Origin of the sequence: Streptomyces sp. NPDC002476 (genome assembly GCF_042889785.1) — a bacterium.
Taxonomy (GTDB): domain Bacteria; phylum Actinomycetota; class Actinomycetes; order Streptomycetales; family Streptomycetaceae; genus Streptomyces.
On the sequence record NZ_JBIARH010000012.1, the window covers coordinates 50,018 to 75,901 of the forward strand.

At 72.3% G+C, this 25,884-nt stretch carries 28 protein-coding genes; 10 read left to right on the forward strand and 18 right to left on the reverse strand.

The window, feature by feature from the left end; genetic code table 11:
• Window positions 1-17: 17 nt before the first annotated feature.
• Entirely contained in the window at window positions 18-680 is a 663-nt protein-coding gene (gene tsaB, locus ACFYXM_RS16460; RefSeq protein WP_389289877.1) for a tRNA (adenosine(37)-N6)-threonylcarbamoyltransferase complex dimerization subunit type 1 TsaB, read from the reverse strand.
• A 197-nt stretch (window positions 681-877) separates the two neighbouring features.
• Between tsaB and ACFYXM_RS16465 the strand changes: the two genes are divergently transcribed.
• On the forward strand, window positions 878-1,438 hold the full coding sequence (locus tag ACFYXM_RS16465; protein WP_389289879.1) for a hypothetical protein: 561 nt from the start codon (window positions 878-880) through the stop codon (window positions 1,436-1,438).
• A gap of 98 nt (window positions 1,439-1,536) precedes the next feature.
• Here the strand turns inward: ACFYXM_RS16465 and ACFYXM_RS16470 are convergent, their stop codons facing one another.
• From ACFYXM_RS16470 to glmS, 9 genes are all read right to left on the reverse strand, one after another.
• Entirely contained in the window at window positions 1,537-1,695 is a 159-nt protein-coding gene (locus tag ACFYXM_RS16470) for a hypothetical protein (RefSeq protein WP_389289881.1), read from the reverse strand.
• 87 nt (window positions 1,696-1,782) lie between these two features.
• Complete coding sequence (locus ACFYXM_RS16475) at window positions 1,783-2,046, reverse strand: hypothetical protein (protein WP_389289883.1); 264 nt, start codon at window positions 2,044-2,046, stop codon at window positions 1,783-1,785.
• A 226-nt stretch (window positions 2,047-2,272) separates the two neighbouring features.
• A complete protein-coding gene (tsaE, locus tag ACFYXM_RS16480) occupies window positions 2,273-2,839 on the reverse strand; it encodes a tRNA (adenosine(37)-N6)-threonylcarbamoyltransferase complex ATPase subunit type 1 TsaE (protein ID WP_389289885.1) in 567 nt (188 codons plus the stop codon).
• Between the two features lie 174 nt (window positions 2,840-3,013).
• Window positions 3,014-4,300: an alpha/beta fold hydrolase gene (locus tag ACFYXM_RS16485; RefSeq protein ID WP_389289887.1), complete on the reverse strand. Its 1,287-nt coding sequence runs from the start codon at window positions 4,298-4,300 to the stop codon at window positions 3,014-3,016.
• Window positions 4,301-4,445: 145 nt separating this feature from the next.
• Entirely contained in the window at window positions 4,446-5,600 is a 1,155-nt protein-coding gene (gene alr / locus ACFYXM_RS16490; protein WP_389289888.1) for an alanine racemase, read from the reverse strand.
• Window positions 5,601-5,717: 117 nt separating this feature from the next.
• The gene (locus ACFYXM_RS16495; RefSeq protein WP_389289890.1) at window positions 5,718-6,122 is read right to left on the reverse strand and encodes a DUF488 domain-containing protein; all 405 of its coding nucleotides are present in this window, start codon (window positions 6,120-6,122) and stop codon (window positions 5,718-5,720) included.
• A 111-nt stretch (window positions 6,123-6,233) separates the two neighbouring features.
• Window positions 6,234-7,730: an NAD(P)H-hydrate dehydratase gene (locus tag ACFYXM_RS16500; protein ID WP_389289891.1), complete on the reverse strand. Its 1,497-nt coding sequence runs from the start codon at window positions 7,728-7,730 to the stop codon at window positions 6,234-6,236.
• Window positions 7,731-7,733: 3 nt separating this feature from the next.
• Window positions 7,734-8,102: a holo-ACP synthase gene (locus tag ACFYXM_RS16505; protein WP_389289893.1), complete on the reverse strand. Its 369-nt coding sequence runs from the start codon at window positions 8,100-8,102 to the stop codon at window positions 7,734-7,736.
• 63 nt (window positions 8,103-8,165) lie between these two features.
• Window positions 8,166-10,013 carry a glutamine--fructose-6-phosphate transaminase (isomerizing) gene (gene glmS / locus ACFYXM_RS16510; RefSeq protein WP_389289895.1) on the reverse strand — a complete coding sequence of 616 codons (1,848 nt, stop codon included), beginning with the start codon at window positions 10,011-10,013 and terminating at the stop codon, window positions 8,166-8,168.
• A gap of 542 nt (window positions 10,014-10,555) precedes the next feature.
• On the opposite strand from glmS, the gene ACFYXM_RS16515 reads away from it, so the two are divergent.
• From ACFYXM_RS16515 to ACFYXM_RS16525, 3 genes are all read left to right on the forward strand, one after another.
• On the forward strand, window positions 10,556-11,119 hold the full coding sequence (locus tag ACFYXM_RS16515) for an RNA polymerase sigma factor (RefSeq protein ID WP_389289897.1): 564 nt from the start codon (window positions 10,556-10,558) through the stop codon (window positions 11,117-11,119).
• Complete coding sequence (locus ACFYXM_RS16520) at window positions 11,116-12,264, forward strand: CU044_5270 family protein (RefSeq protein ID WP_389289899.1); 1,149 nt, start codon at window positions 11,116-11,118, stop codon at window positions 12,262-12,264. The genes ACFYXM_RS16515 and ACFYXM_RS16520 overlap by 4 nt, the downstream gene beginning before the upstream one ends.
• Before the next feature lie 590 nt (window positions 12,265-12,854).
• Window positions 12,855-13,067, forward strand: a complete 213-nt coding sequence (locus tag ACFYXM_RS16525; RefSeq protein WP_389289900.1) for a hypothetical protein — start codon at window positions 12,855-12,857, stop codon at window positions 13,065-13,067.
• Window positions 13,068-13,358: 291 nt separating this feature from the next.
• Here the strand turns inward: ACFYXM_RS16525 and ACFYXM_RS16530 are convergent, their stop codons facing one another.
• On the reverse strand, window positions 13,359-14,600 hold the full coding sequence (locus tag ACFYXM_RS16530; RefSeq protein WP_389289902.1) for a GDSL-type esterase/lipase family protein: 1,242 nt from the start codon (window positions 14,598-14,600) through the stop codon (window positions 13,359-13,361).
• Window positions 14,601-14,903: 303 nt separating this feature from the next.
• Between ACFYXM_RS16530 and ACFYXM_RS16535 the strand changes: the two genes are divergently transcribed.
• On the forward strand, window positions 14,904-15,605 hold the full coding sequence (locus tag ACFYXM_RS16535; protein WP_389289904.1) for a methyltransferase domain-containing protein: 702 nt from the start codon (window positions 14,904-14,906) through the stop codon (window positions 15,603-15,605).
• Between the two features lie 229 nt (window positions 15,606-15,834).
• Here the strand turns inward: ACFYXM_RS16535 and ACFYXM_RS16540 are convergent, their stop codons facing one another.
• Both ACFYXM_RS16540 and ACFYXM_RS16545 read right to left on the reverse strand, forming a co-directional pair.
• Complete coding sequence (locus ACFYXM_RS16540) at window positions 15,835-16,041, reverse strand: DUF397 domain-containing protein (RefSeq protein ID WP_389289905.1); 207 nt, start codon at window positions 16,039-16,041, stop codon at window positions 15,835-15,837.
• Entirely contained in the window at window positions 16,038-16,895 is an 858-nt protein-coding gene (locus tag ACFYXM_RS16545) for a helix-turn-helix domain-containing protein (RefSeq protein ID WP_389290023.1), read from the reverse strand. The genes ACFYXM_RS16540 and ACFYXM_RS16545 overlap by 4 nt, the downstream gene beginning before the upstream one ends.
• Window positions 16,896-17,080: 185 nt before the next feature.
• On the opposite strand from ACFYXM_RS16545, the gene ACFYXM_RS16550 reads away from it, so the two are divergent.
• Entirely contained in the window at window positions 17,081-17,500 is a 420-nt protein-coding gene (locus ACFYXM_RS16550) for an ATP-binding protein (protein ID WP_389289907.1), read from the forward strand.
• 249 nt (window positions 17,501-17,749) lie between these two features.
• On the opposite strand, the gene ACFYXM_RS16555 is transcribed toward ACFYXM_RS16550, so the two are convergent.
• Complete coding sequence (locus tag ACFYXM_RS16555) at window positions 17,750-18,970, reverse strand: helix-turn-helix domain-containing protein (protein WP_389289909.1); 1,221 nt, start codon at window positions 18,968-18,970, stop codon at window positions 17,750-17,752.
• Window positions 18,971-19,198: 228 nt separating this feature from the next.
• Here ACFYXM_RS16555 and amcB point away from each other — a divergent pair, with 228 nt between their 5' ends.
• Genes amcB through ACFYXM_RS16575 form a run of 4 tightly spaced genes read left to right on the forward strand, consistent with a single transcriptional unit; the run spans window position 19,199 to window position 21,508 of the window.
• A complete protein-coding gene (amcB, locus tag ACFYXM_RS16560) occupies window positions 19,199-20,314 on the forward strand; it encodes a cyclophane-forming radical SAM peptide maturase AmcB (protein WP_389289911.1) in 1,116 nt (371 codons plus the stop codon).
• Entirely contained in the window at window positions 20,292-20,555 is a 264-nt protein-coding gene (gene amcA / locus ACFYXM_RS16565; RefSeq protein ID WP_389289912.1) for a multiple cyclophane-containing RiPP AmcA, read from the forward strand. Before amcB ends, amcA begins: the two co-directional genes overlap by 23 nt.
• 60 nt (window positions 20,556-20,615) lie before the next feature.
• Window positions 20,616-21,290 carry a pentapeptide repeat-containing protein gene (locus ACFYXM_RS16570; protein WP_389289914.1) on the forward strand — a complete coding sequence of 225 codons (675 nt, stop codon included), beginning with the start codon at window positions 20,616-20,618 and terminating at the stop codon, window positions 21,288-21,290.
• 14 nt (window positions 21,291-21,304) lie between these two features.
• Entirely contained in the window at window positions 21,305-21,508 is a 204-nt protein-coding gene (locus ACFYXM_RS16575) for a hypothetical protein (protein ID WP_389289916.1), read from the forward strand.
• A gap of 59 nt (window positions 21,509-21,567) precedes the next feature.
• Here the strand turns inward: ACFYXM_RS16575 and ACFYXM_RS16580 are convergent, their stop codons facing one another.
• From ACFYXM_RS16580 to ACFYXM_RS16595, 4 genes are all read right to left on the reverse strand, one after another.
• On the reverse strand, window positions 21,568-22,905 hold the full coding sequence (locus ACFYXM_RS16580) for a UDP-glucose dehydrogenase family protein (protein WP_389289917.1): 1,338 nt from the start codon (window positions 22,903-22,905) through the stop codon (window positions 21,568-21,570).
• 32 nt (window positions 22,906-22,937) lie between these two features.
• Complete coding sequence (locus ACFYXM_RS16585) at window positions 22,938-23,168, reverse strand: hypothetical protein (protein ID WP_389289919.1); 231 nt, start codon at window positions 23,166-23,168, stop codon at window positions 22,938-22,940.
• A 282-nt stretch (window positions 23,169-23,450) separates the two neighbouring features.
• Window positions 23,451-25,562, reverse strand: a complete 2,112-nt coding sequence (locus ACFYXM_RS16590; protein ID WP_389289920.1) for a BTAD domain-containing putative transcriptional regulator — start codon at window positions 25,560-25,562, stop codon at window positions 23,451-23,453.
• 4 nt (window positions 25,563-25,566) lie between these two features.
• Complete coding sequence (locus ACFYXM_RS16595; RefSeq protein WP_389289922.1) at window positions 25,567-25,698, reverse strand: hypothetical protein; 132 nt, start codon at window positions 25,696-25,698, stop codon at window positions 25,567-25,569.
• Between the last annotated feature and the right edge of the window lie 186 nt (window positions 25,699-25,884).

The window sequence follows — 25,884 nt, forward strand, 5'->3', positions numbered from 1 at the left end:
GCTCGTGCTCGTGCTCGTCACTTCGGGGTGACCACCTTGTAGTTCTTCGGCACCTGGGCGTCGGGCCTGCGCAGGTAGAGCGGCCGGGGCGGCAGCAGTTCCGCGCCCGCGGCGAGGCGCTCGGCGGCGAGGGCGGCCAGCGCGCCCGCGCCGACGTGCTCGGGGCCCCGGGCGTCCGGGAACGCCTCCGGGTAGATGACGGCGCCCGCGCCCACGACGGGAAGCCCGGCCAGCGCCCCGGCGATGTCGGCGGGGCGGTCGACGGCGGGTTCCGCGACCCGGGTGCGGAAGTCCTCGTACCGCGCCCAGTAGACCTCCTTGCGGCGCGCGTCCGTCGCGACGGCGAACGGGCCCTCCAGACCGGCCCGCCCGGCGGCGTATGCGAGACCGTCCAGGGTGCACAGCCCGTGCACGGGCACGGAGAGGACGGAGCCGAAGGTCGCGGCCGTGACCAGACCGACCCGCAGCCCGGTGTACGGGCCGGGGCCGACGCCCACGACGACGTCCGTCACGGCGTCGAGTTTCGTACCGGCCTCGGCGAGGACCCGGTCGACGGCGGGCAGCAGCAGCTCCCCGTGCCTTCGGGCGTCGACCTGTCCGTACTCGGCGACGACGGAGGTCCCGTCGTGCAGGGCGACGGTGACGGCGGGGGTGGCGGTATCCAAGGCGAGCAAGAGCACGCAAACAGCCTACGGCTCCGCCGGAGGGGGCACCGCGCCCCGGCCCCGCCCGTCCCGGCGGGACGGGACGAGCGGGGCCGGTCCCGGCTGCTACCGTCACCGTGCACACGCGAGTACGACCTAACGACGTAAACGCTTGTACGACAAACGCTTGTGCTGTGCTTGTGCTGTCAACGAAGGCGAAAGGGGCGCGCACGGTGGCTAGGGGCAGCTCGGGAATCGTGGCCGGGCTCACCGTCGCGGCGCTCGCCGCGGTCGGTTTCCTGGCGTACCAGGCATCGGCGAACGCGCCCGACTCCGTCGCGGTTCCGAAGCCGAAGGCGTCCGCCACGGCCACCGCCACCGCGAAGCCGGAGAAGGAGAAGGAGGCCCCGCCCGTGGTCCCCGCCGGCTCCGGGACCGGCAAGCGGACGGTGTACGCGCTGGCCGACCGCCGGGTGTGGCTCGTCGACGAGAACGACAAGGTGCTCAGGACCTTCGAGGTCGTGCCGAGCGCGCTGAGCCCCGCCCCGGGGACGTACCGGGTGACAAGCCGCAGCGAGCCCCCCACCCAGGGTTCGGACGGCGTGATGATCGAGCACGTGGTGCGCTTCGCGATGGTGGACGGGGTGACCGTCGGCTTCAGCGCGGCGGTGGACGGCTCGATGAAGAGCCCCGACCCGTCGCTGAAGACGGGCGGCGTGCGGATGTCCCGGGCCGACGGGGACGCGATGTGGAACTTCGCGTGGAACCGCACCTCGGTAGTCGTGGTCCCCTGAGCACCGCTGCCGCGGCGGCCGACGGCCTCTGAGCGCGCCGTACGGGCCGCCGCGCCCGGCGCGGGGGTGGTGACCGGCGCCCGGCCGGCACCGGGCGGTCAGGAGCCGAGCAGCCTCGCCGCGTACGCGTCCCGCAGGTCGTCCACGTCCTCCGGCAGGCCCAGGGCATGCGCCGCGGCGGCGAAGTCCCAGTCGGTGATCCGTTCGGCGACGTCGACCGCGCCGAACGCGTTGTCCCGCCGCGACGGCGCACGCACACACCCGCATGTGCGTGCGGTTCCCCCGAGCGGCTCACGACACTTCAGGCGGGGCCGCCGCCGCGCGTCAGCCCCTTCCGGCCGCGGTCAGCCCGCCCGGCGTCCGAGCGCGGAAGCGGCGCCCTTCTCGGTTCCGGCACCGATGCCGGAGCCGGTGCCGGAGTCCGCCTCGGCGTCGGCCCCGGAGTCCGGGGCGGTATCGGCGGAGGGCTCGGACGCGGGCGCGGCAGTGTCCGCGACGCGGTCTTCGGACGGCGGGGGCGGCGTCGAGACCGCCGTCGCCGCCGCGCAGGCCGCCAGCAGGTCGCTCATCGACGGCGGCGGCACTTCGCGTTCGGCGGGCGTCGTCATGGATGCCTCCTGAGGCTCCGATGGCAGGCACGGTTAGGCAGACCTAACCCGCTCTCACCATCCATGTGACCACGCCCTCCCCGCCCGGCGCAACAATTTGCCGACATGCTGTCGGAAAGTGTGCACGGGGTCGGGCACGGGCCCCCGGAATCCGTTCCCACCCGTCCTCGGGACCTCGCGCGGCCCGGCTCCATCGGGTCCGCACGGCCTCGCGCGGCCCGGCCCGTCAGCCCTCCAGGGCCTCGCGCAGCCCGGCCCAGCGCGCGCCGACGCCGACCAGCGTCACCGAGCGCCGCTCGTCGTCCGTGTCGCCGACCGCGCGATGGATGAGCACCCGCAACCTGTCCTGCGACAGCTCCTCGACCTTGCCGTCGCCCCACTCCACGACCACCACCGACTCCGGCAGCGACACGTCGAGGTCCAGGTCCTCCATCTCGTCGAGTCCGCCGCCCAGCCGGTACGCGTCGACGTGGACCAGCGCGGGGCCGCCGGTCAGGGACGGGTGGACGCGGGCGATCACGAAGGTGGGGGACGTGACGGCGCCGCGCACGCCGAGGCCCTCGCCGAGCCCCCGGGTCAGCGTCGTCTTCCCGGCGCCGAGCTCGCCGGTGAGCATCACGAGGTCGCCGGGGCGCAGCACACGGGCGAGCCGACGGCCCAGGGCCTGCATCTGTTCGGGTGAGTCGACGGCCAGGCCGACGGTGACGGTGTCCGGGCCGACGTCCTCGCCCGCCCCGGTCGCCGGGTCGCCGTGCGACGCCTCCGTCTGCGGGCTGTTGTGCGGTGCTTCCATGTCCGCCAACCTTACGACCTGGGGAGCAATAGGGAGCGGGCTCCCGACGCCCTGCGACTCCGCCTCCCGCGTTGTCGTCGGTCACCGACGCTCCGCGTCGCCTCCCTCCTCCGCCTTGGATTCGAAGCCGCACGACGCCGCTCGCTGATCCACTCCCTATTGCTCCCCAGGTCGTCAGCTCTTGCGGGCGACCGCGCCCACGCGCGCCAGCAGGTCGGCCAGCCGGTCCGTGACCGTCTCCGGGTGCTCCAGCATCACCAGATGGCCGCCGTCCGGCACGATGACCAGCTCCGCCTCCGGCAGCTGGTCGGCGATGGCCTCGCTGTGCGAACTGGGCGTCACCAGGTCCTTGTCGCCCGCCAGGACCAGCACCGGGACTTCGCGGAACGCGGGCAGGACGTGGCTCTTGTCGTGTTCGGTGAAGGCCGGGTAGAACTCGGCGACGACGTCGATCGGGGTGGACTCGATGAGCCGCTCGGCGAACCGTTCCACCGCGGGGTCGACGTCCCGCGAGCCGAACGAGTACCGCTTGATCAGCCCGGCGAACAGGTCGGCGGTCGCCCGACGGCCGCGTTCCACCAGCTCCGCCTGCGAGCCGAGCGCCCTGAGCACCCCGGGCAGCACCCGTCGCACCGCGTTCACGCCCGCGAGCGGCAGCCCGAAACTGACCTCGTCGAGCTTTCCGCTCGATGTGCCGACGAACGCGACGGCGGCCACCCGGTCCCGGACGAGCTGGGGGTACTGCTCGGCGAGCGCCATGATCGTCATGCCGCCCATCGAGTGCCCGACCAGCACCAGCCTGCCCTCGGGGGCGACCGCGTCGATGACCGCCTTCAGGTCCCGCCCGAGCTGGTCGATGCCGACCGTCACCCCGTCCGCCTGGGCCCGGCCCCGCTCCGAACGTCCGTGACTGCGCTGGTCCCAGTGGACGGTACGGACCAGCCCGCGCAACGCCGCCCGCTGGAAGTGCCAGGAGTCCTGGTTGAGGCAGTAGCCGTGGCTGAACACGATCGTGACGGGCACGGGCTCCTTGCGGCCGAAGAGCCTGCGGCGGCGGGAGCCGTTTCCTGCGGTACGGGAGCCGGTGGTGCGCGCGGTACCGGCGACGCCGGTGTCGGTGTCGGCATCACCGGCGTCGGTGTCGGTCCCGTCGCTCCCGTGCCAGGGTGCCGCGCCGTCCGGATCGACCTCGTCGACCTCGTAGTACAGCTCGGTGCCGTCGTCGGCGACGGCCCGGCCCGGCAGCCCGCGCAGCGAGCCGTACGGTCCCGAGGCGTCCAGCGCCAGCCGGGCCCTCCTGCGCATGCCGCGCCCCACGGTCAGCCGCTCGACCGCGACACCGGCCGCCGCGCCCGCCGCGAGCACGCCTATGGCGGCCCCGGCGATCCCGGCCCGTCGCCAGCCGGCCGTCGTGACCGCGTCCGCCGCGGTCACCGCGTCCGCCGCGCTGATCTCGCTCACCGTGCCGCGCTCCTCGTCGGTCGTGTCCGTCGTGCCCGTCGTGCGGGTCGCCCGTCGGCTCCGGAGCGGACCGGACCGACCGCTCCGGGCCGCCGGACCGTTCCGGTCGTGGTCGGATCGCGCCCGGTCGGGGGCGCTCGGCCGGTCAGGACCCGGCCGCGGTCCCCTGCAGGTGGACCCGGGGCACCCGGGACCCGATCCGGGTGACGATCTCGTACGCGATCGTGTCGGCGGCCCGGGCCCAGTCCTCGGCGGTCGGCTCGCCGCGGTCCCCCGGGCCGAAGAGCACGGCCTCGTCGCCCACCTCGACCATGTCCCCGTCGAGGTCGACGACGAACTGGTCCATGGCCACCCTGCCCGCGATCCGCCGCTGTACACCGCCCACCAGAACGGGCCCGTGGCCGGAGGCGTGGCGCGGGATGCCGTCCGCGTAGCCGAGCGGCACCAGGCCCAGGGTGGTCTCCCGCGAGGTCGTGTAGAGGTGCCCGTAGCTGATCCCGTGGCCGGCCGGCGCGTGCTTGACCAGGGCGACCGTCGCGGCGAGCGTCATGACGGGGCGCAGCCCGAAGTCGGCCGGGGTGCCCAGTTCGGGGCTGGGCGAGAGGCCGTACATCGCGATCCCGGGCCGTACGAGATCGAAGTGGGTCTCGGGGAGGGTCAGCGTCGCCGGGGAGTTGGCGATGTGCCGGACCTCGGGGTCGATCCCCTCCTTCTCCGCGTACGCGACCATGTCCCGGAACGCGTTCAGCTGCCGGGCGATGGAGGGGTGGCCGGGTTCGTCGGCGCAGGCGAAGTGGGACCAGAGGCCGGTGACCCGGAGGGTGCCGGCCTCCTCGGCGGCGCGGGCCGCGGAGACCAGTTCGGACCAGTCGGCGGGCTGGCAGCCGTTGCGGCCGAGCCCGGTGTCGGCCTTGAGCTGGACCCGGGCCGGAACGCCGGCCTCCTCGGCCGCGGCGACGACCTCGCGCAGCGCCCACATCCCGCTCACCGACACGTCGATGTCGGCCTCGATCGCCTCGCGCCAGGGCCCGCCCGGTGTCCACAGCCAGCACATCACCCGGCCGCCGAGCCCGGCGGCCCGCAGTTCCAGCGCCTCGCGCGGTGTCGCGGTGCCCAGCCAGGTCGCCCCGGCCTCCAGCGCGGCCCGGGCGCAGGGCACGGCCCCGTGCCCGTAGGCGTCCGCTTTCACGACCGCCATGAGGTGCGCCCCGCCCACCCGCGCGCGCAGTTCGCGCACGTTCGCACGCAGTGCGGCGAGGTCGATCTCGGCTCGGGCTCTCAAGGACGCTGTCTCGTTCATCGTGCCCCAGTCTCTCAGAGGCACGTGATGTGCCTTTTCCGTGCACGGCCGGAAGGGGCGCGGGACCGGCCCGGCCCTGGCCGGTCCCGGGCCGTCCGGTCCGCCGGGGAGCCCGTCTCAGTGGTGGCGCAGCTCGTGCTCCAGATGGTCGACGAGCACCGGGACATGGCTGTGCGGTACGTCCTTGACCGCCGTGACCAGGGTCACCGGGCCGCCCTCGCGGACCAGGTCCACCAGTTCGCCGACGGCCGCCATGTGGACGGGGTCGGCCAGTTCGGCCCGGTAGCGGTCGACGAAGCCGTCGTAACGGGCGCCCGTGCGGTCCTCGTGGTACCAGGAGCGCAGTTCCTCCGACGGAGTGACGTCCTTGAGCCACTTGTCGATCCCGGCCCGGTCCCTGGCCACGCCGCGCGGCCAGAGCCGGTCGACGAGGACGCGGGTGCCGTCGCCGCCCTCCGGCGGGTCGTACACCCGGCGTACGCGTACGCCGCCGCTGCTGCTGCCGTCACTGCTCCTGCCCATGGCCGGCCCTCCTGTCGACGCGCGTCGCCCCGTGCCCGCGCGCCCCGTCACGCCCTGTGCCGCCGTCGTGGCCCGTGCCCGGGACCCGCCGTGGCCTGTGCCCAGGATCACTCAGGCCCGTACGTCCCGCCACGCCGCCGGAATCGCCCCCGCGACGTCCTGGGCGGCGACCGGCGAACCGTCGGCGGCGTACCGCGCGGCGAGACCGTGCAGGTAGGCACCGGCGGACGCGGCGTCGCGCGGGACGAGGCCCGCCGCCAGCAGGGAGCCGGTCAGCCCGGAGAGGACGTCGCCGCTGCCGGCCGTGGCCAGCCAGGAGGTGCCGGTCGGGTTGACCCGTACGGGGACGTTCCGGTCGGCGGTGGCGACCAGGGTCGTCGACCCCTTCAGCAGGACCGTGGCGCGGTGACGCCCGGCCAGTTCCCGTACGGCGGCGAGCCGGCCGGCCTCCACCTCCTCCCGGGGGACGCCGAGCAGGGCGGCGGCCTCGCCCGCGTGCGGGGTGAGGACGGTCGGCGCGGTGCGCGCCCGCACGGCGTCGCGGTCGAGCAGCCGCAGCCCGTCCGCGTCGACGAGCACCGGGACGTCCGCCGCCAGCACGTCGCGGACCGCCTCGGCGGCCTCCGCGCCGTCACCGAGGCCGGGCCCCACCACCCACGCCTGCACCTGCCCCGCCTTCGACGGCGGGCCCGCGTGGACCAGGGTCTCCGGGTGACGGGCGATCACCGCGTCGCCGCCCGGACCGACGTACCGCACCGCGCCGGCGCCGCCGCGCAGCGCCCCCGAGACGGCCAGCACCGCGGCCCCCGGGTACCGGGCCGAACCCGCGACGATCCCGACGACGCCCCGCCGGTACTTGTCGCTCTCGCTCGCGGGCACCGGCAGCAGCGCGGCGAGGTCCGCGTACTGCAACGCCTCCAGATCGGGCACGTCCGGCAGTTCGGGCCCGAGCCCGATGTCGACGAGGTGCAGCGCGCCCGCGCGTTCGGCGGCCGGGTCGATGAGGAGACCCCGCTTGTACGTGCCGAAGGTCACGGTCGCGTCGGCGCGCACGGCGTCGCCGAGCACCTCGCCGGTGTCGGCCTCGACCCCGCTGGGCAGGTCGACGGCGACGACGGCCGCGCCGGTCGCCGTGAAGGCCCGGACCAGTGCGGCGGCGTCCGGTCGCAGACCGCCGCGTCCGCCGATGCCGGTGATCCCGTCCACGACGAGGTCGATGTGCCCGCCCCAGGCGGCGGCCGTCAGCGGGCCGCCCGGTCCCGTGTCCTCGCCCGGTGCCGTGCCCGGCTCCACCACGCGTCCGCCCGCCGCGAGCAGTGCGGCGGCTCCGCCCGCGTGGGCGCGGCCCGGCGAGGTGAGCACGGCGCGCACCCCGGCGCCCCGGCGGGCCAGCCGTGCGCCCGCGTACAACGCGTCGCCCCCGTTGTCGCCGCTGCCGACGAGCAGGACGACCCGCGCCCCGTACACCCGTCCGCGCCGTCGCAGCACGTCGGCGCAGGCCGCCGCGAGCCCCGCCGCGGCGCGCTGCATCAGGGCGCCCTCGGGCAGTCGGTCCATCAGGGCGCGCTCGGCGGCCCGTACGGTCTCCACGCTGTAGGCGGTACGCATGGCTCAACCCTCCGCGATCACCACGGCCGACGCCACTCCCGCGTCGTGACTGAGCGACACGTGCCAGTGCCGTACGCCCAGCTCGGCGGCGCGCGCGGCGACCGTGCCGCGGACCCGCAGCCGGGGCTGCCCGCTGTCCTCGACATAGACCTCGGCATCCGTCCACAGCAGTCCGGCCGGCGCGCCGAGCGCCTTGGCGATGGCCTCCTTGGCGGCGAACCTCGCGGCGAGCGAGGCGATGCCGCGCCGCTCGCCGCTGGGCAGCAGCCGTTCCCGTTCCAGGAAGAGCCGGTCGGCCAGGTGCGGCGTGCGCTGCAGCGCCGCGTCGAACCGTTCGATCTCGGCCACGTCGATCCCCACCCCGATGATCACAGGCGTTCCCTCATCACTCACTACTCGCTCGCTGGCGTGCACGCCCGCCGGCGGGCCGGCGCGCTACTCCACGGTCACGGACTTCGCCAGATTGCGCGGCTGGTCCACATCGTTGCCGCGGGCCGTCGCGAGTTCGCAGGCGAAGACCTGCAACGGCACGGTCGAGACCAGCGGCTGAAGCAGCGTAGGCGTTGCCGGGATCCGGATGAGGTGGTCGGCGTAGGGAACGACCGATTCGTCGCCCTCCTCGGCGATGACGACGGTGCGGGCGCCACGGGCCCGGATCTCCTGGATGTTCGACACGATCTTGTCGTGCAGCACCGACCGGCCGCGGGGCGAGGGCACGACCACGACGACCGGCAGACCGTCCTCGACGAGCGCGATCGGCCCGTGCTTGAGCTCGCCCGCGGCGAAGCCCTCGGCGTGCATGTAGGCGAGTTCCTTGAGCTTGAGCGCGCCTTCGAGGGCGACCGGGTAGCCGACGTGACGGCCCAGGAAGAGGACGGTGTCGTGGTCGGCTAGGGACCGGGCGAGCGCCCGGACCGGTTCCATGGTCCCCAGGACGCGGGCGACCGCCCCGGACATCTCGGAGAGCTGACGGATCACGGTACGGATCTCGTCGCCCCACTTGGTGCCGCAGTTCTGCCCCAGGTAGAGGGCGACGAGGTAGCACGCGACGAGCTGGGTGAGGAACGCCTTCGTGGAGGCGACGGCGACCTCGGGTCCGGCGTGCGTGTAGAGCACGGCATCGGACTCGCGGGGGATGGTGGAGCCGTTCGTGTTGCAGATGGCCAGAACCTTCGCGCCCTGTTCGCGGGCGTGGCGTACGGCCATCAGGGTGTCCATGGTCTCGCCGGACTGGGAGATCGCGACGACGAGGGTGCGGTGGTCGAGGATCGGGTCGCGGTAGCGGAACTCGCTGGCCAGCTCGGTCTCGCAGGGGATCCGGGTCCAGTGCTCGATGGCGTACTTGGCGATCATCCCGGCGTGGAACGCGGTGCCGCAGGCGACGACCACGACCTTGTCGACCTCCCGCAGCTCGTGGGGCGCGATCCGTACCTCGTCGAGGCGGAGGGCGCCCGCGCCGTCGATCCGCCCGAGGAGCGTGTCGGCCACGGCCCGGGGCTGTTCGGCGATCTCCTTGAGCATGAAGGAGGCATGGCCGCCCTTCTCGGCGGCGGACACGTCCCAGTCCACGTGGTACTCGCGGACGGTCGCGGGCCTGCCGTCGAGATCGGTGACGGTGACGCCCTCCCGGCGCAGCTCCACCACCTGGTCCTGCCCCAGCTCGATCGCGGAGCGGGTGTGCGCGATGAACGCGGCCACGTCGGAGGCCAGGAACGCCTCGTCCGCCCCCACCCCCACGACGAGCGGCGAGTTGCGCCGGGCCCCGACCACCGTGTCCGGCACGTCCGCGTGCACGGCGACGAGGGTGAACGCACCCTCCAGCCGTCGGCACACCTGCCGCATCGCCTCCGCCAGGTCCGCGCAGGACGAGAACTCCTCGGCCAGGAGGTGGGCGACGACCTCGGTGTCGGTCTCGGACACCAGGTCGTGGCCGCGCTCGGCGAGTTCGGCGCGCAGCCGGGCGAAGTTCTCGATGATCCCGTTGTGCACGACCGCGACGCGGCCCGCGTTGTCCAGGTGCGGGTGCGCGTTCACGTCGGTGGGCGCTCCGTGGGTGGCCCAGCGGGTGTGCCCGATCCCGGTGGTGCCGGCCGGGAGAGGTGCCTCGGCCAGGGCCTTCTCCAGGTTGACGAGCTTGCCCGCCCGCTTCGCCGCGGCCAGCCCGCCGTCCACGAGCACGGCGATGCCCGCCGAGTCGTAGCCCCGGTATTCAAGACGCTTCAGCCCCGCGACGACGACGTCCTGCGCCGACTGCCCACCGACGTATCCGATGATCCCGCACATACCGTTCCCTTCCCTGCGCCCTGCGCCTCATTGCCTTCTGCGTCACCCATCCCCTTTATCCCGAATCGTCGCAGAAGCCGGGGAGGGTGGCAGGGAACGCTTCACGGGAACCGGGCCGGGCGGACGCGGGACCCCGGGGGCGGGTCCCGAAGGCCCGCGGTCCCGCGCCCTTGGCCCGTTCGGGTCCACGGCTGACGCGTGCACGGTGTTGTGCTCGCCTGCACGGGTGGGGCCCGTGCATGGCCCGCGTGCATGTCGAGCGCTCCCTCCGCCCGGTGCCGGGTCCCCCTGGCCCGCGCCGACGTTCAGCGCCGGGTCGCCGAGCTCATGGACGAGGGCCTCGCCTGTCCTCCACGTCACCTGCACCACCCGCGGCACCACCACCCCTCCGACCGTTGCGCCCTGCGCGGCACCGTTGCGGCTCCCGATGTGATGTACGCCTCGTCCCACGGGCGTGTTTTCCGACATGCCGCTGTAACGATCGCCCCGTTCGGCCCACTACTCATCGACAGAGCACACCAGGAGGGACAGGAGGTGCGGCAGTGCCCGACAACGACGCGGATCGTTTCACCGCCATCTACGACGGCTGTCGACAACGCGTGTGGGCCTATGTGGTCAGCCGTGCGGGACGACAGGTCGCCGACGAGGTGGTGAACGAGACGTTCACCGTGGCCTGGCGCAAGCTGGGCGACGTCCCCGAGCCGCCGCTGCCATGGCTGCTCGGGGTCGCCCGCAACATCCTGCGGGACAGCATCCGGGCGGAGGCCAGGCGCGCGTCGTTCGCCGCCGAACTGCGCTCCTGGACGGAACCCGTCGAGGCGGACATCGCCGAGGAGGTGTCCGAGCGAAGCGCGCTGCTCAAGGCGCTGGCCACGCTGCCGGAGGACGACCGGGAACTGCTGATCCTCTCCGCGTGGCAGGGCCTGACCCCGGCACAGGCGGCCGCGGTGGTCGGCTGCTCGCCCCTCACCCTGCGGGTCCGTCTGCACCGGGCGCGCAAACGTCTCACCCAGGCCGCGTCGGCCTCCCCGCCCATGGAGGAGGCCGCAGCCGTGCGGCGTGTGTCCACCCGAGTCCGGATCGCCGTAGGAAAGGAAGCCCGGTGAAGAACGACATCCTGCACCGTCTGACAGCCGCCCGCCCCGCCCACCTCGACCCCGACCGCCCCACGCCGTCGCCGGTCCGGGAAGAGGAGCTCGCCACGTTCACGGCCCGTCCCCGTGCGACGCGCACGGCTCGCACCACCGCCCGGCCGCGGAGGGCGGGCCGCTCTCTCGTCCCGGCTCTCGCCCTGGCCACCGCGACGGCGGTGGCAGCTGTGGTGATCACCGACGCCGTGCCGCAGAAGCCAGGACCCGCCCCCTCCGCGACATCGGGCTCCGGCAGCCAGATCCTTCTCGCTGCCGCCTCCCACGTCGAACAGCAACCGGCCGGTTCCGGCACGTACTGGTACGTGGAGGAACACCTCGGTTCCTTCCACAAGGTCCCCGGCAAGAACTACACCATCGACGACCGCACCGAGCACCGGTACTGGGCGGCCGCAGCCAAGAACAAGCGGTGGTCGCAGTCCCTGGACCTGGGGGCCCGTCCGGCCACGAAGGCCGACGAGGCGGCGTGGAAGGCGGACGGTTCCCCCACGTCGTGGAACGTGGAGGGCGGTGAGACCTTCACCTACGCCGGCAAGGGCGAGATCCAGCGCGACGCCCCCGGCGGAACCGGGGACACCTTCAAGATGGGCGACCTCCCCCTCCGCGTCCTGGCCACGCTCCCCACCGAGGAACAGGCCCTCCGCAAGCGCCTGTTCGCCCTGGTCGACAAGGATTACAACGGCCCCAAGGAAATCCTCGACCGGATCGTCGTCGACACAGCCATCCAACTCGCCACGACCCTCCCGTCCACCCCGGCCCTGCGCGCCGCCGCCTACCGCCTCCTCGCCGCCGAACCCGGCGTGCGCTCCCTCGGCGACGTCAAGGACCACACCGGCCGCACCGGCTACGCCGTCGCCCTCCCCAGCCCCTACGGGCCCGTCGAAATTCGCCTGATCTTCGACAAGGCCACGGGCATGCCGCTCGGCACCGAGACGGTCGCCACCCGGGACGGTGACGGTATGCGCAAGGGCGAGCGGCAAAGCTACACGACGATCACGTCCATGAAGTGGACCGAAAAGGCGCCGCCGTTCGACACCGACACCGAGGACCCGGGCCCGATTTCCGCTCCGGATGATGCGCCGGATCCCGAGCCGGCCCGCTGAGGCCGTCCTCGCCTTTGAAGATACATATGACCAACTGGATCAACGCAACATATTCGAGGGCTAGTGCCGTGCCCGGCAATGTTTGCCCGGAAGGAGCGGCGCCTGGTGCGTGCGATCGCAAGGCGGCCGGAAGCCCTCGTAGCGGGCTACGTGGGCTTTTGGCCAACGCCGCGAGCGCGCGTGCCAGGTGGCGCGACGGGGCAAACGTCGCCGGTCACGGCACTAGCCCCCAGGCTGGAGATTTCACTGTGAGCGGGCGAGTCTGGAGAACCACTTTGCTGCCGACGGTGGCATGTCTGCTGCTGGTCGGCTGCGGGGGAGACAACACTTCGGGTACGTTCCCCGCCGGGGCCGGAGAGGGGCCCATGGACGGAGATGTTGTTGCCGAAGCCCCGAAGCCTCCCCAAAGTCCGGAGGAGTCCTACCGGGCCTTCGTTCGGGGGCTGTACGCGGGAGACAGCGCGGCCGTGTGCCGGCTGGCCGATTCCACTCCCTCGGCGCAAGATCGGCTCCTGCGATCGTTCTACACGGCACTTGGCCTGAGATCTGAGGGGAGATCGCCGCTCTGCGAGGACGCAGTCACCTATTACGTGCAGGAGAAGAAGCTCACCCCGCTTCCAGAAGGCAAGGACATCCCGATCTACGGGAAGGTGGAGTACACCAACGGCAAGGCCAACCTGGCCGGCTGCTACGAGAAGCCTGCCGGAAGTTACGACTGGAACCTGGGCGGCTTCGAGTGGAACAAGGAGTCGGACGGCTGGGTCATCGACTGGATGTCATTTACGACCGGCTGCGGCGGCTGATCTGCCGCGGTACGTAACCGTGGCATTCGATGCGAACGGTGCGGGCGTCTTGTTCGGCGCCCGCCCGCGGCGGTTGGTGGTGCAGTTGGTGTGTCAGGCAGCAGCGGCCTTGCGCATGGTGGAGCGAGGAAGCGCTGCGGGGGACCGGTGCCCGGCATCAGCTGGTCTTCACCGACCGGCTGGTGGCCCCGCGCACGGCGAGCCGCGAGACCCCTGGTCGGGCGACGGCCGCTGGAGAGACAACCGTACGAGCGAGCCTGGTCACCGCATCGGAGGTCCGACAGGCCCCGGTCACCGCCCGGCGGCGAACACCCCACCGGAACCGAAGGCCAGGGTCGCGAAGCGTTCACCGATACGGCGGTGCGTGGCGGCGTCCGGGTGCAACCGGTCGGGCAGCGGCAGTTCCGCGAAGTCCGCCTCGCCGTACAGTTCGCGGCCGTCGAGGTAGTGCAGGTGCGGGTCGTCGGCCGCACGCTGAGCCACGATGCGGGCCAGTTCGTCCCGGATGATGTTGAGCGTCAGCTTCCCCGCCGCCCGTTCGGCGGGATCGCCCCCGGCCCGGACGCTGAGCCGTCCTCCGTCGAAGTCCGGGAGGCTGGGGCCGGGAATGTCCTCGTGGATGGGACAGAGCAGGGGCGAGACCACCAGCAGCGGGGTGGTGGGATGCCCCTCGCGGATGGTGTCGAGGAAGCCGTGCACCGCCGATGTGAAGGCGCGCAGCCGCATCAGGTCGGTGTTGACCAGGTTGATGCCGATCTTGACGCTGATCAGGTCGGCGGCGGTGTCGCGCATGGTGCGGGCGGTGAAGGCGTCCAGCAGGGCGCTGCCGCCCAGCCCGAGGTTGACCAGTTCCACGTCACCGAGGGACGCGGCCCTGGCCGGCCAGGTCGCGGTGGGGCTCGCCGCGTCCGACCCATGGCTGATCGAGCTCCCGTGATGCAGCCACACCCGGCGACCGTCCGTCGGCACGGCCTCGACCGGCGCATCGGTGCGCAGCGCGACCAGCTCGGTGATCTCGTTGTGCGGCAGCCAGATCTCGACCCGCTTCTCTCCCTCCGGCAGCGGCGGGAAGCTGACGGTGCCAACCGGTCCCGGCCTGGTCTCCACCGGCCCGTTGACCAGGTCCGCCACCAGGACGTTGCCACCGGTCGTACTGGCCTGCGCCACGAGACGCCCGTCGACGACCAGGTCGTAGACCCCGTCCAATCGGGGCGCGGCGCCCTGGTAGACCGGCCTGGTTCGGAGCGTGTCCAGCTCGACGGCGGTGGCCCGGGTGCGGAACACCAGCCGTACGCCGGACGGCTGCGCCTCGACCATCGCCAACTGCCCGCCCCCCTGCGCCCGGGCCCACGCGGGCAGCCGGTGCGGCAGCACCCCGTGCTCGGTGCGCTCCAGCTCGAACGCGCCGCGCACGAGGTCGGCGGTGGGAGGTGTGGTGATCCGGTCCGCGCCCGGGAGTTCGGTGGAGTCGGTGGAGGGGGACGGCGTGGCGGCGAAGTCGGGACCGTGATCGTGATCGCGCTGAGGGTTCATGACTTCAGCGTTTCAACCGATCCCCCGCACCGCATACGGTTTTCCGGCCACCGTGGGAACAGCGGTGCGTGCGTGGGGAGTTCGTCGTCGAGACGGGCGGGAACCGCACCTCACGCGTCCCGCGCGCCGCAGCCGCCTCGGCAGCCCGGTCCGCGGCGGCCCCTGTCACCCCGGCAACGACTCGCACTGACTCACACCGGGCCGAGCGGTGAGCCGGGCCTCGCGCCGATTCTGGCCGGGGCCCGGCTCAGGCGTGGGTGAGATTTCCCGGAGCCGGCCCGGCGCCGGGCCACACCCGCCAGGATGAGGCGGGTGACGACCACCACCACAGATCTCTGGCACCACTACGGCCGCACCCGCGCCGAGTATGACCGCGCCGTCCCCCGCACCTTTTCCTGGCTCTGGAGTCAAAACGGCGGCCCCGGCCCCGAGGTCCTGGGCGACCTGACGGGCAAGGTCGTCGGAGACCTCGGCGCCGGAGCTGCCAGGCATGCCGCCCATCTCGCCACCCATCACGCCCCCGCCCGAGTCGATGCTGTCGACGCCTCACCCACGCAATACGCCATGGCCATCGACCTGTTCGGCCACCTCGCACCGCGCCTGCGCATCGTCCGATCCGATGTCGCGAAGCATGTGCAGACAATGGCCGACACGTACGACGTGCTGTACAGCGTCTTCGGCGCGGTCGACTTCACCGACCCGTCCGAACTGCTTCCGTCCGTGGCCGCCGCACTGCGCCCTGGCGGCCGGCTGCTGTTCTCCACGCTCGCCCACTACCTGGGCGGCGCACCTGCGGAACCTGATGTCGTACCCGCCGACGTCCCGGCAAGGACCCCGGACGGGGAAGCGACCACGATGCGTCGCTGGGTGCTCCAGGAGCAGACTTGGACGAAGGTGCTGGACGAGTCCGGTTTCACCCAGACCAGCGTCGACAGGCTGCCGTCGACAACCAACGCTCCGCGCAGCGCGGACACACTGTTCGTGACCGCTGTCCGGCGGGCTTGAGCCCAGAAGGCGCGGAGCGCCCTGCCCCGGACGTTCGGCCTCACCATGGCCAATCCGAAGCGCCACTGGGGCAGCGTCTACGTCGTCGCCACGCAGCACCCCCTCAAGCAGCCCGTGAATCCGGGACCCCCGGCCCTCGCCACCCCAGGCTCCCCGATAAAGCGGACCACCCCGCCTCGCCGACAGTCGGGGCGAGGCAGGGTGGTACGGGTGGAACGGACCGCGACGGTCAGTGCGCGGACGCGTACGCCACGAAGTCCGCCCAGGCGTCCGGCCCGAACCCGAGGTGCGGGCCTCGCACGTCCTTCGAGTCGCGGACCCGCACCGCACCAGAGGTAACAGCGATCTCGACACACGCAGGTCCGTCGTTGCTGCTGTAACTGCTCTTGGTCCACGCCAAGGTGGAGCCGTGCCCGGCTGAACTCTTGCGGATCATGTCTCTCCCAGTACTTTCTCGATGAAGGCCAGTGACTCTCGCGGAGTGAGAGCCTGTGCCCGGATGATTCCGTACCGCAACTCGATGATCCGGACCTGCTTCGGGTCGGAGACCAAGCGGTTGAACAACTGACCTTCCCAGTGTGCCAACGCCGCACCATCGCCGAACTTCAGCAGTTGGAACTGACCACCCATGCCCGCATGGTCCTCCCGGTCAGTCGGCATCACCTGGATCTCGACGTTCCTCAAGCGACCGATCTCCAGCAGGTGTTCGAGCTGACGTCGCGCCACGCCCCTGCCTCCGAGAGGGCGCCTGACCGTGACCTCTTCCTGCACGAAGGTCAACATGGTCGGAGGCTGCCGTTCGAAAATCTCCTGTCGACCCATCCGTCCCGCGACGTACCGCTCGATCTCATCCCGGCTGAACGACGGACGGCGCATCTCGTAGAGCGCTCGCGCGTACTCCTCAGTCTGCAGCAGGCCGTTCAAGTTGTGGTTGTCGTACGCCCCGAACTCGACCGCCGCCCTCTCCAGGTTCGCCAACCCTCGGACCTTCTTCGGGTACCGCGCCTCCCTCAGGTCCTTCTTCATCGCGGCGATCTTGCCGCCCGCGCCCAGGACTTGGTCCGCCCTGTCCAGGAACTCCGGCTTCGGGATGCGTTTGCCGCCCTCCACCTTGTAGACCTGGTTCTCCCCGTAACCGATCGCGTCGCCCAGGTCCTTCGCCCGCAGGCCCGCCGACTCCCGCCAGAGGCGGATCTGTCGGCCCACCGCCGCGATCACCGCGCCCGAGTCGTCCTCCAGGTCGACGCACTGGTCGGCGTCGTCCGTCCCGTCCGCCGTGAGGAACCCCATGCCCTCGATGCCGCCGTCGTCCCTGTCCTCGTCCGTCATACGACCCCCTGCCTTCGCTCCGTGCCCGCGCTGCTCCGCGCCCGGCGCCGTACTGGATGGACAGCCCCGTACCACCGTTGGACAGTCACCGTCCGTACCCATGTCATCGCTTTTCAGCGTAGGCAGCTTCGGCCACGCTGAGTGACGTGAATCGAGAAATCACCCAACCGCGTGTACGGGACGGCAAGTTCGCCGTGCAGCTCTCCGCCACCCGTCGGGGCGCCCGGCTCGCCCGGCTTCTCGCGACCGAACAGCTCCGTTCCTGGGGGTTGCCGCTGGAGGACGCCGGGCAGGTCGTCGCCGAGTTGGCGTCCAACGCCGCGCTGCACGGTCACGTTCCGGGCAGGGACTTCCGCATCTCGTTGACCGTCGACGGGGACACGCTCCGTATCGAGGTCACCGATGCCCGCGGGGACGTGATGCCCCGGGTGACGGAGCCGGACGACGCATCCGTGGCGGGGCGTGGGCTGTTGATCGTCGAGGCGCTCTCGCTCCGGTGGGGCGTGCGGGAGGGGCCCTTTCCGCGCAAGACCGTCTGGGCCGACCTCGCGCTCGCGGGAGGGTGACGACCAAGGGGCGGTCGTGGGCACCCGTGGCCCACTGGTCGCACACGGACTCGTGGAGATCATGTTCGACCAACAGAGCCCCAGCACCTCACCCCGCCGGAGGCCGATGCGGACTACCGGCTCGTACGCGGCCCATAGCCGGTTGTCCCAGGCCGCCGTCAGGAATTAGGGCACGCACCAGCCACACAACCATCCGAGGGGGCTGGAGTTGACGTGCGTGGGCACAGGTGCGGAGCACCGCGTGCGGGATCAGTCCAGCGCCGCCAAGGCATCGAACAGTGCCCGGCCCTCGGGGGCCCTGCGGCGCATCAGCACCCCCGCCACTCTGTGCAGTTCCTCCCACGCGTGAGGGCGGCCAATCTCGGAGGCGTCGTTGATCACGCTCAGGGAGGTCTCCAGAGCGGCCTCCGCCTCTCCTGCGCCTGCGTATGCGTGGGCCAGGCAGGACCCGTACCAGGCGCGGTCCCTGCGGAAGGACGGAGCGAAGCCGGCCAGTCCTGTCACCAGGTTCTCGGCCGCGCTCGACCATTCCTTGAGGTGCAGGTCGGCCATACCGCGCTGCGCGGCGAACCATGACTCGCCGTAGAAGTACAGCGAGGGCGGGGCGTCCGTGGCGGCTGCGATGATCTGCTGTGCCTCGTCCAATCTGCGGTACGCGTCATCGGCATCGCCTTCGAGCGCGTGCCCGCGTCCGGCCATCTGGACTGCCATGGCCCTCGTTGCTTCGCTCGCTCCCGCCGTTGACGCCGCCGCTTCACCCAGTCGGACACAGCGTCGACCCTTGCCCTGAGACCACGCCAGGTGCGCCTTCATGCTCATGGTGGTGGCCGCCATGTCGCCGTACCCGGATTCCAGCGCCCAGTCATACGACCGGTCGAACCATCCCAGTGCCACCGGAGCGTTGTCCTGGTCCTGAGCCATCCAAGCGAGGAACTGCGCGTACTCGGCCAGCAGCTTGACCACGCGGTCTGCCAACGGCCCCCGGGCCTGGTAGTAGAGGGCGGCCACTTCCTCGAACTGAGCAGTCACGAGCGGGGCGATCGTGCGTGAGCCCACGGTGTCCTCCGCCCGGCGATGCGCGGCCAGTAAGGCGTCCATCGCGTCCAGAAAGGCGGTGTCCAAGCGCAGGCCGCCCTTCTTTACGGCGATCAGCCTCTCCGCGTCCGTCTCCGACACGACACCGGGCAGCACGAGTGAGGGAAGGGGAAGCTCCTCGTGCTGGGTGCCCAGCAGTTCAAGGGGTACACCAAGGCCGTGAGTGATCCGCTGGCGCACCTCGACGGATGTCACCTCGCGCCGCCGGTTCTCGATCGCGGAGATGTCCGACTGCGCCAGGCCCACGAGAGCTCCGAGCTTGCTCTGGCTGCTGCACGTCAGCTTTCGCCACCTCTTCAACAGCATCGGCCAATCCTCCGCGGCCACGGCGGCGCGCAGTTCAGGGTGTGCCCACACGTTCGGCTCCGGCTCCATCCCCGAAATATAGGGCGCCCCTATAGGACGCCACAGTGGCCTCGGGATTCCGGGGCCGCCAAGGTGGTCAACGCACCTCGAAGCAACGACGACTTCGGGCAGTGCCTCCCTCGCAGCGGGCCGTAGGGCCGTTCCCTGGCATACCTGCGGCCCGCTGCACACCCAGCCGGAGAGGAGCACGGCGGCCGACAACATCGCCCGCACCCGATGCCCGACACCGAGAGGAGCATGATGCATACGCGACTCGCCCGCGTCCCCGGTTCGGTGATCATGCAGCCGACCACGCAGTGCCTGCCCATGGACTGCACGTACTGCTACCTGCCGTTCCGCAAGATGAAGCACCTCATGCCGGTGGAGGTCGCCAAGGCCGTCGCCGGCCCCGTCAACGAGTGGGCCGCGGCGAACCCGAGGTTCGAGGTCGTGTGGCATGGCGGGGAGCCGCTCGCGGCCGGACGCGAACATCTGGCCGCGCTCATGGCGCCGTTCGAGGACGTGAAGCACTCCGTGCAGACCAACGCGGCCCTGATCGATGACGCATGGTGCGAGTTCCTGCTGGAACACCAGGTCCACGTGGGCGTCAGCATCGACGGACCCGAGGACATGAACACCCATCGCCTCACCCTCGCCGGACGCCCAGGATTCCGCGTCATCATGCGCGGCATGGAGCGCTTGCACCGCCACGGGATACCGCTCTCCGCCATCGCGGTCGTCTCCGACCCGGACCCGGACGCGGCAGGCCGCTTCTACGCATTCTTCGCCGACCTGGGCGTGACCACCCTCGGCGTCAACGTCGAGGAGGAGGAAGGCGTCAACCTGGGCGCCAAGGACGCCGACCCCGTACGAGCAGCGGAATTCTGGACCGCCCTCGCGGATGCCTGGCGGGCGAACCCGGTCGTCCGCCTGCGCGAGGTGGACCGCGTGCTCAACTTTGCCGGCGCTGTCCTGGGCAGCCACGTCACGGCCCCGACGCCGACCTCGGCCCCTTGGGACCCGCTGCCCACCGTCGCCTACGACGGCGGTGTGATCATGCTCTCCCCGGAGCTGGCCGGGTTCAACGACAGTCGCTTCGGTGACTTCACCACAGGCAACGTGCTCCACACTGGCCTGGATGCCCTCGTGGCCGAGGCCGAAGACCGCACCCCCTGGATCAGCGAGTTCTGGAACGGCGTGGACGCCTGCCGTGCCACCTGCCCCACCTTCGCGTTCTGTGGAGGCGCCCATGCGGCCAACCGGTACTTCGAGCACGACGGCCGGTTCGACGGCACCAGGACCCAGTACTGCACAACCGCCAAGATCGCCCTACTCGAAGGAGTCACGCGACATGTCCATGAACATCGCCCCTGACGCCACCGCGCTCGTGATGGACTCGGCCCCGGGATTCACGTCCCTCCTGGACGCCGCGGGCATCACTGCCCTCGCTCACCGGGAGAACGCCTGGACCAACGCCGACCGGGACAACCGCCCCGCCTCGGAGGTCACGCACCCCCAGTCCCTCGCCGGCACGTTCGACAACCGGCCGACCTGGGACAACCCCACGCCCGTGTTCGACAACCGTCCCACTTGGGACAACTGGAAGAACAAGTAGACCGGACGGGGCGGCCCACCAACGACAACTGGCCGCCCCGGCACCACGTGAAGGAGCACCATGGCCAGCCGTACCTTCGGCCGCATCACCGTGACCACTCCCGACCTCGATGAGCCCGGCTTGTACCTGTCCGTGGTCGAGACGCTGGACAGCCCCCGCGGTACCGTGCAGGACTTCGTGTACGGGGACGTGGACCTGCGCTCGCTGGCCCTCACCGGAATCCGGCTCATCACGGGCAGGGTCAGCGACGTCCGTGCGAAGCAAATCGAGTTCGGCGCGCTGAACCTCCACGGCGTCGAGATCACCGGCAGTGATCTGGGCTCGGTCCGCTGGAGCGAGAGCAAGCTCACCCGGGTCCATTTCCGCGACTGCAAGCTCATGGGCGCCGCGCTGGACGGCGTGGTCCTGGACGACGTGCTGTTCGAGAATTGCCGTTTCGACTACGCCGGCTTCGAGAAGGTGCGTGCCACCGGCCCCGTCGCCTTCGCCGGCTGTGCCTTCACCGAGGTCACGTTCACCGACTGCGACCTGTCCGACGCCGTGTTCTCGGACTGCGGACTCAAGCTGACCGAGTTCGGCGGCGGACGGTACCGGGACACCGACCTCCGCGGCAACGACCTCTCGCAGATCCGAGGCGTGGCCCACCTGGCCAAGGTCCGCATCGACCCCGGTCAGCAGACGGACCTTGCCCAGGCCCTCGTGAACGAACTCGGCATCACCATCGGAGACGACTGACCCAGGAGGACCACGTGCCCCTGCACATCGCGTTCAACGACCTGGACGCCCTGCGTGAGCGGTGCGAGACGGCCACGGTTCGTGCGACGAAGCAGGACCCGGCATACGAGGAGGGGTCCGTGGTCCCGTCCGGCCTGTGGCAGCCACTCACGGAAGCGGACGGCCTCTCGCTGGTCGTCCAGGCGATGTGCGCCGATCTCGCGCTCGCGGGAAAGTGACGGCCGGCCCACCCCACGGCCCTACCGGGTGGGGTGGGGACGGGACGGGGCCACGGGCCCTACCGGGTGGCTCCGCCGTACCGCGTCGCCCGGCCCACGCTCATGTACGTGAAGCCCGCGTCCAGCAGTGCCTCGGGATCCAGCAGGTTGCGGCCGTCCAGGATCAGCGGGGCGCGCATGCGGCGGGCCGCGGCATGCCAGTCGATGTCGGCCAGTTCGGGCCATTCGGTGACGAGTACGGCCGCGTCGGCGTCCGATACGGCATCCTTCACGTCCTGGTGACGGGTCGTCGAGATCCAGGGCTCGGCCTCGCCGGGGCGGGCCATCGGGTCCCAGCAGGTCACCTCGGCGCCCTCGGCCAGGAGGCGGGAGGCGATGACGGTGCTGGGGGCCTCGCGCATGTCGTCCGTACCGGGCTTGAACGTCAGGCCGAGGAGGGCGACGCGGCGCCCCCGCAGCCCGCCCAGTTCGGACTTCAGGCGCTGGATGGCGCGCCTGGGCTGGAGCTCGTTGACCTCGATGACGGCGTTGAGGAGCTGGAAGGGGTAGCCGGAGTTGCTGGCCATCGCCCGCAGCGCCCGGGAGTCCTTCGGGAAGCACGAACCCCCGTAGCCGAGACCGGCGTTGAGGAAGTGCGGCCCGAGCCGGTGGTCGCGGCCGACCGCGCGGGCCACCTGCGTGATGTCCGCCCCGGTCGCCTCGCACACGGTCGCGATCTCGTTGATGAAGGTGATCTTCGTGGCGAGCAGCGCGTTGGACGCGAGCTTCACCATCTCGGCGGACGCGACGTCCATGATGTCGACCGGTCCTTCGATGCCGGTGTAGAGCCTCTCCACCCAGTGGGCGGTGGCCTCGTCGAAGGCTCCGATCACCACCCGGTCGGGGTGCAGGAAGTCGGCGACCGCGCTTCCCTCGGCGGTGAACTCGGGGTTCGAGGCGTAGCCGACGCCGCTCAGGCCCGCCTCGTCGAGGGCGGCCCGCACCCGGCTGCCGGTGCCGACCGGCACCGTGCTCTTCACCACGATCGCGACCAGGTGCGACGCGGTGTTCTTCAGCGCCTCGACGACGGCCCACACCCGGGAGAGGTCGGCGTCGCCGGACGCCGTGGGCGGGGTGTCGACGCAGACGAACACCGCTTCGGCGTCCCGTACGGCCTCGTCCGCGTCGAGGGTGAACGACAGCCGTTCCTTGTTCCGGATGATCAGGTCGCCGAGGCCCGGTTCGAAGAACGGGACGTCTCCGGAGCGCAGCAGGTCGATGCGCTCCGGCTGGATGTCGCGGACCACCACCCGGTGACCGAGTTCGGCGAAGCAGGCCCCGGTCACCAGGCCGATGTAGCCCGCGCCGAACACGGCGATCCGGCGGGGTGCGGGAGAGAGGGTCGTGGTGTCAGTCATGGATGGCAGGTGTCCTTCGGGCGGCGCGCGTGTCAGCCACGGCGCCGTTGGTTTCTCGGATGGTTGCGGGCGGTGCGTTCGTTGCCGAATTTGTAGGAGCCGGTCCAGCGGGCCATGACGGCCTGTTCGTCCCCGGATTCGATCTCGGCGACGAACTGCGCGGCGCGGGGGCCGCGCAGGGTGGTGGCCTTGCGGCCGCGGTGGTTGATGACGACCGTGCCGTCGGCGCGGGTCTCGTAACTGAATCCAGAAGGTGCGGGCATGTGCGGACTGTGCCTCATCTCCGTCGGTGCCGCCAGGTGGAAACCGGCGGCGGTGTGCCGCGGGGCGAGTCGTACGAGCGGCGGGCGGCGGCCCTCACGGCCGGCCCGCGCCGCTGCTCCGACCGGCCCCGGGCCGACTCCGCTCGACTCGGGCCCGCGCGGGGGCGACACGGGTCTGCCCGGGTCGGCACGGCCGGTGCGGGCCCGCAGGGCCGACACGGGCCCGCGCCGGTCGGGCTCGCCCGATGGGTGCGGGCGCTGCCCGGGTCCTCGCCGTACGGGTCAGTTCGCCCGACCGGCGCGGACGCGGACCGGGGCCGGTCCCAGCGACAGCGGGAGCGGGACGCCGACCGCGCACCGTACCGGCGGCAGGGGTCCGGCCGCCGCCCCCACCGGGAGCACGGGTCCGGCCGCGGACCGCACGGGCGGCGACAGCGGGACGCCGGCGCCGGACCGTACCGGCAGGGGCAGCGGTACGCAGCCCTCCTCGCGGGCCAGCAACTCCCCGGCGAACAGCCGGACCAGCGGGTGCAGCCGGTGGCCGGGGCCGCCGCCGAGGTCGACCCGCTCGGTCCAGTGCTCCTCGGCGAGCCCGTCGAGGAGGTCCTCGGCCCGGTCGGGCCCGACACCGAGCGCGCGGGCGGCGGTCTCCGGCGGTACGGGGTGCGGGCCCAGCGCCGACAGGAACCGCAGGGTGCGTCGGCCCGGCGGGGCGAGTCTGCGGTACCCGCCCATCAGGCTCTCCCTCACCGACAGGTCGCCCAGGGTGAGTTCGTCCAGGGCCCGGTGCGGTGCGGTCAGCCGCCGGGCGAGCGTCGCCAGCGGACGCAGCGGCCGGGCGGCGGCCCGCAGACCGGCGATGCGCAGCGCCAGCGGCAGCCCCGCGCACGCCTCGACGACGGCATCGGCCGCCCGGGGTTCGGCCGCGGTACGGGCCGGGCCCGCCAGCGCGTCGAACAGCCCGCGGGCGTCCGCCGCGGGCAGCGGGCGCAGCGCGATCCGGCCCACGCCGTCGAGGGCGGGCAGCGCACGGCGGCTCGTGATCAGGGCCGCGCAGCCTTCGGTCACCGGCAGCAGCGGGCGCAGCCGGCGCTCGTCGGCCGCGTCGTCGAGGACGAGCAGCAGCCGCCGGTCCGCGATCCGGGTGCGATAGGCCCGTACCCGGTCGTCGGAACCGGCCGGAATCCGGTCGGGGGCCACGCCGAGCAGCCGCAGCAGCTCGGCGAGCGCGTCCGCCGGGTCGAGCGGGTCCGGGCCGGAGCCGCGGAGGTCGAGGTGGATCTGACCGTCCGGGTAGCGGTGCCGGACCCGGTGCGCGGTCCGGAGCACCACGGCCGTCTTGCCGACGCCGATCATGCCGGTCACGACGTGCACGGCCGGTTCGCCGCCGCGCGGGCGGTGGTCGCTCAGGGCCGTGCTCAGCCGCAGCACCTCCTGGTCGCGGCCGGTGAAGCGGACGGGTGCGGGCGGCAGTTCGGCGGGCACGGGAAGCGGGGCGGGCGCGGGGGCGGCGGCCGGTACGGCGGCGATGGGGACGGCGGCAGTGGGGACGGGGCGTGGCTGGAGCAGGGACGGATGGCCGGTGAGCAGGGCCTGGTGCAGTCGCTGGAGTTCGGCGCAGGGGTCCAGTCCCAGCTCCTCGGCGAGCGTGGCGCGCGCGGCCCGGTAGGCGGCGAGCGCGTCGGCCTGCCGGCCCGCCCGGTACAGCGCGGTCATCAGCTTCGCGCGCAGCCCCTCGCGCAGCGGGTGGGAGGCGATCTCGGCGATGAGCTCGGGGATCAGTTCGCCGTGCCGCCCCAGTTCCAGGTCGGCGTCCATACGCCGTTCGAGGGCGACCAGTCGCTCCTCCTCCAACCGGTCGCGCCCGGCGACGACGAGTGGGTCGCAGACGCCGCCCAGCGCCTCGCCCCGCCAGCAGGCGAGGGCGTCGCGCAGGGTGTCGGCCGCGGTCCGCGCGTCACCCGCGGCGAGCGCGGCGGCACCGCGCGCCGCCCGCTCCTGGAAGGCGAGCAGGTCGACGTGGACGCCGTGCTCCGGCAGCCGGATGAGGTAGCCGGGGCGGCGGCGCTCCACGCCGATGCCGGAGCCGAGCAGTCGGCGCACCCGGGAGGCGTACGTGTGGATCTGGGCGGTGCAGGTGGCGGGCGGGCGGTCGCCCCACAGCAGTGCGGTGAGCTCGGTGTCGGCGACGACCCGGCCGCGGGCCATCAGCAGGGCCGCCAGGACCGTGCGGGGTTTGGCGCCGCCGAGGTTGAGCGGGGTGGTGCCACGGTGGGCCTCCACCGGCCCGAGCAGATTCAGGTGCAGGGTTTCCGTCGTGTCCGGACGTGCGGCTCGCGCCACGTCCGGGTGCGGGGTTCGCGTGTCCGGGTACGGGGTCTGCTTCGCGGCCACGGGGTCACGGACCCCAGATGTTGCCGGACTGGCCCGTGCGGTGCTCGTGGAAGCCCGTGCGGTACTCGTGGAAGTGAGGGCCGGACGTCTCGGCGGCGAGTGTCCGAACGCGGGTGGTTCCGTACGAAAAGTGCATCTTTCCCCCTGTTGGGCGCACGGGGCCGGGTCCGGTCACGTGCGGCGGTCTCCCCTTGGAGCCTGTCGGGGGGGGGGGGGCCGGGGGGGGGGCCCCCGGGGGGGGGGGCGCCGCGGGGGGGGGGCCCGGGGGGGGGGGCGGGGGCGGTGGGGGGGGGGGGAGCCGCGGGGGGGGGGCGGTGTGGGG

Bases quoted from the DNA above. Each gene is read 5' to 3' on its own strand.
- ACFYXM_RS16475 (WP_389289883.1), bottom strand. From the start codon at position 2,046: ATGACGACGCCCGCCGAACGCGAAGTGCCGCCGCCGTCGATGAGCGAC.
- tsaE (WP_389289885.1), bottom strand. From the start codon at position 2,839: ATGGAAGCACCGCACAACAGCCCGCAGACGGAGGCGTCGCACGGCGAC.
- alr (WP_389289888.1), bottom strand. From the start codon at position 5,600: ATGAACGAGACAGCGTCCTTGAGAGCCCGAGCCGAGATCGACCTCGCC.
- ACFYXM_RS16495 (WP_389289890.1), bottom strand. From the start codon at position 6,122: ATGGGCAGGAGCAGTGACGGCAGCAGCAGCGGCGGCGTACGCGTACGC.
- ACFYXM_RS16500 (WP_389289891.1), bottom strand. From the start codon at position 7,730: ATGCGTACCGCCTACAGCGTGGAGACCGTACGGGCCGCCGAGCGCGCC.
- glmS (WP_389289895.1), bottom strand. From the start codon at position 10,013: ATGTGCGGGATCATCGGATACGTCGGTGGGCAGTCGGCGCAGGACGTC.
- ACFYXM_RS16530 (WP_389289902.1), bottom strand. From the start codon at position 14,600: ATGAACCCTCAGCGCGATCACGATCACGGTCCCGACTTCGCCGCCACG.
- ACFYXM_RS16535 (WP_389289904.1), top strand. From the start codon at position 14,904: ATGAGGCGGGTGACGACCACCACCACAGATCTCTGGCACCACTACGGC.
- ACFYXM_RS16540 (WP_389289905.1), bottom strand. From the start codon at position 16,041: ATGATCCGCAAGAGTTCAGCCGGGCACGGCTCCACCTTGGCGTGGACC.
- ACFYXM_RS16545 (WP_389290023.1), bottom strand. From the start codon at position 16,895: ATGGGGTTCCTCACGGCGGACGGGACGGACGACGCCGACCAGTGCGTC.
- ACFYXM_RS16555 (WP_389289909.1), bottom strand. From the start codon at position 18,970: ATGGAGCCGGAGCCGAACGTGTGGGCACACCCTGAACTGCGCGCCGCC.
- amcB (WP_389289911.1), top strand. From the start codon at position 19,199: ATGATGCATACGCGACTCGCCCGCGTCCCCGGTTCGGTGATCATGCAG.
- amcA (WP_389289912.1), top strand. From the start codon at position 20,292: ATGTCCATGAACATCGCCCCTGACGCCACCGCGCTCGTGATGGACTCG.
- ACFYXM_RS16570 (WP_389289914.1), top strand. From the start codon at position 20,616: ATGGCCAGCCGTACCTTCGGCCGCATCACCGTGACCACTCCCGACCTC.
- ACFYXM_RS16580 (WP_389289917.1), bottom strand. From the start codon at position 22,905: ATGACTGACACCACGACCCTCTCTCCCGCACCCCGCCGGATCGCCGTG.
- ACFYXM_RS16585 (WP_389289919.1), bottom strand. From the start codon at position 23,168: ATGCCCGCACCTTCTGGATTCAGTTACGAGACCCGCGCCGACGGCACG.
- ACFYXM_RS16595 (WP_389289922.1), bottom strand. From the start codon at position 25,698: ATGCACTTTTCGTACGGAACCACCCGCGTTCGGACACTCGCCGCCGAG.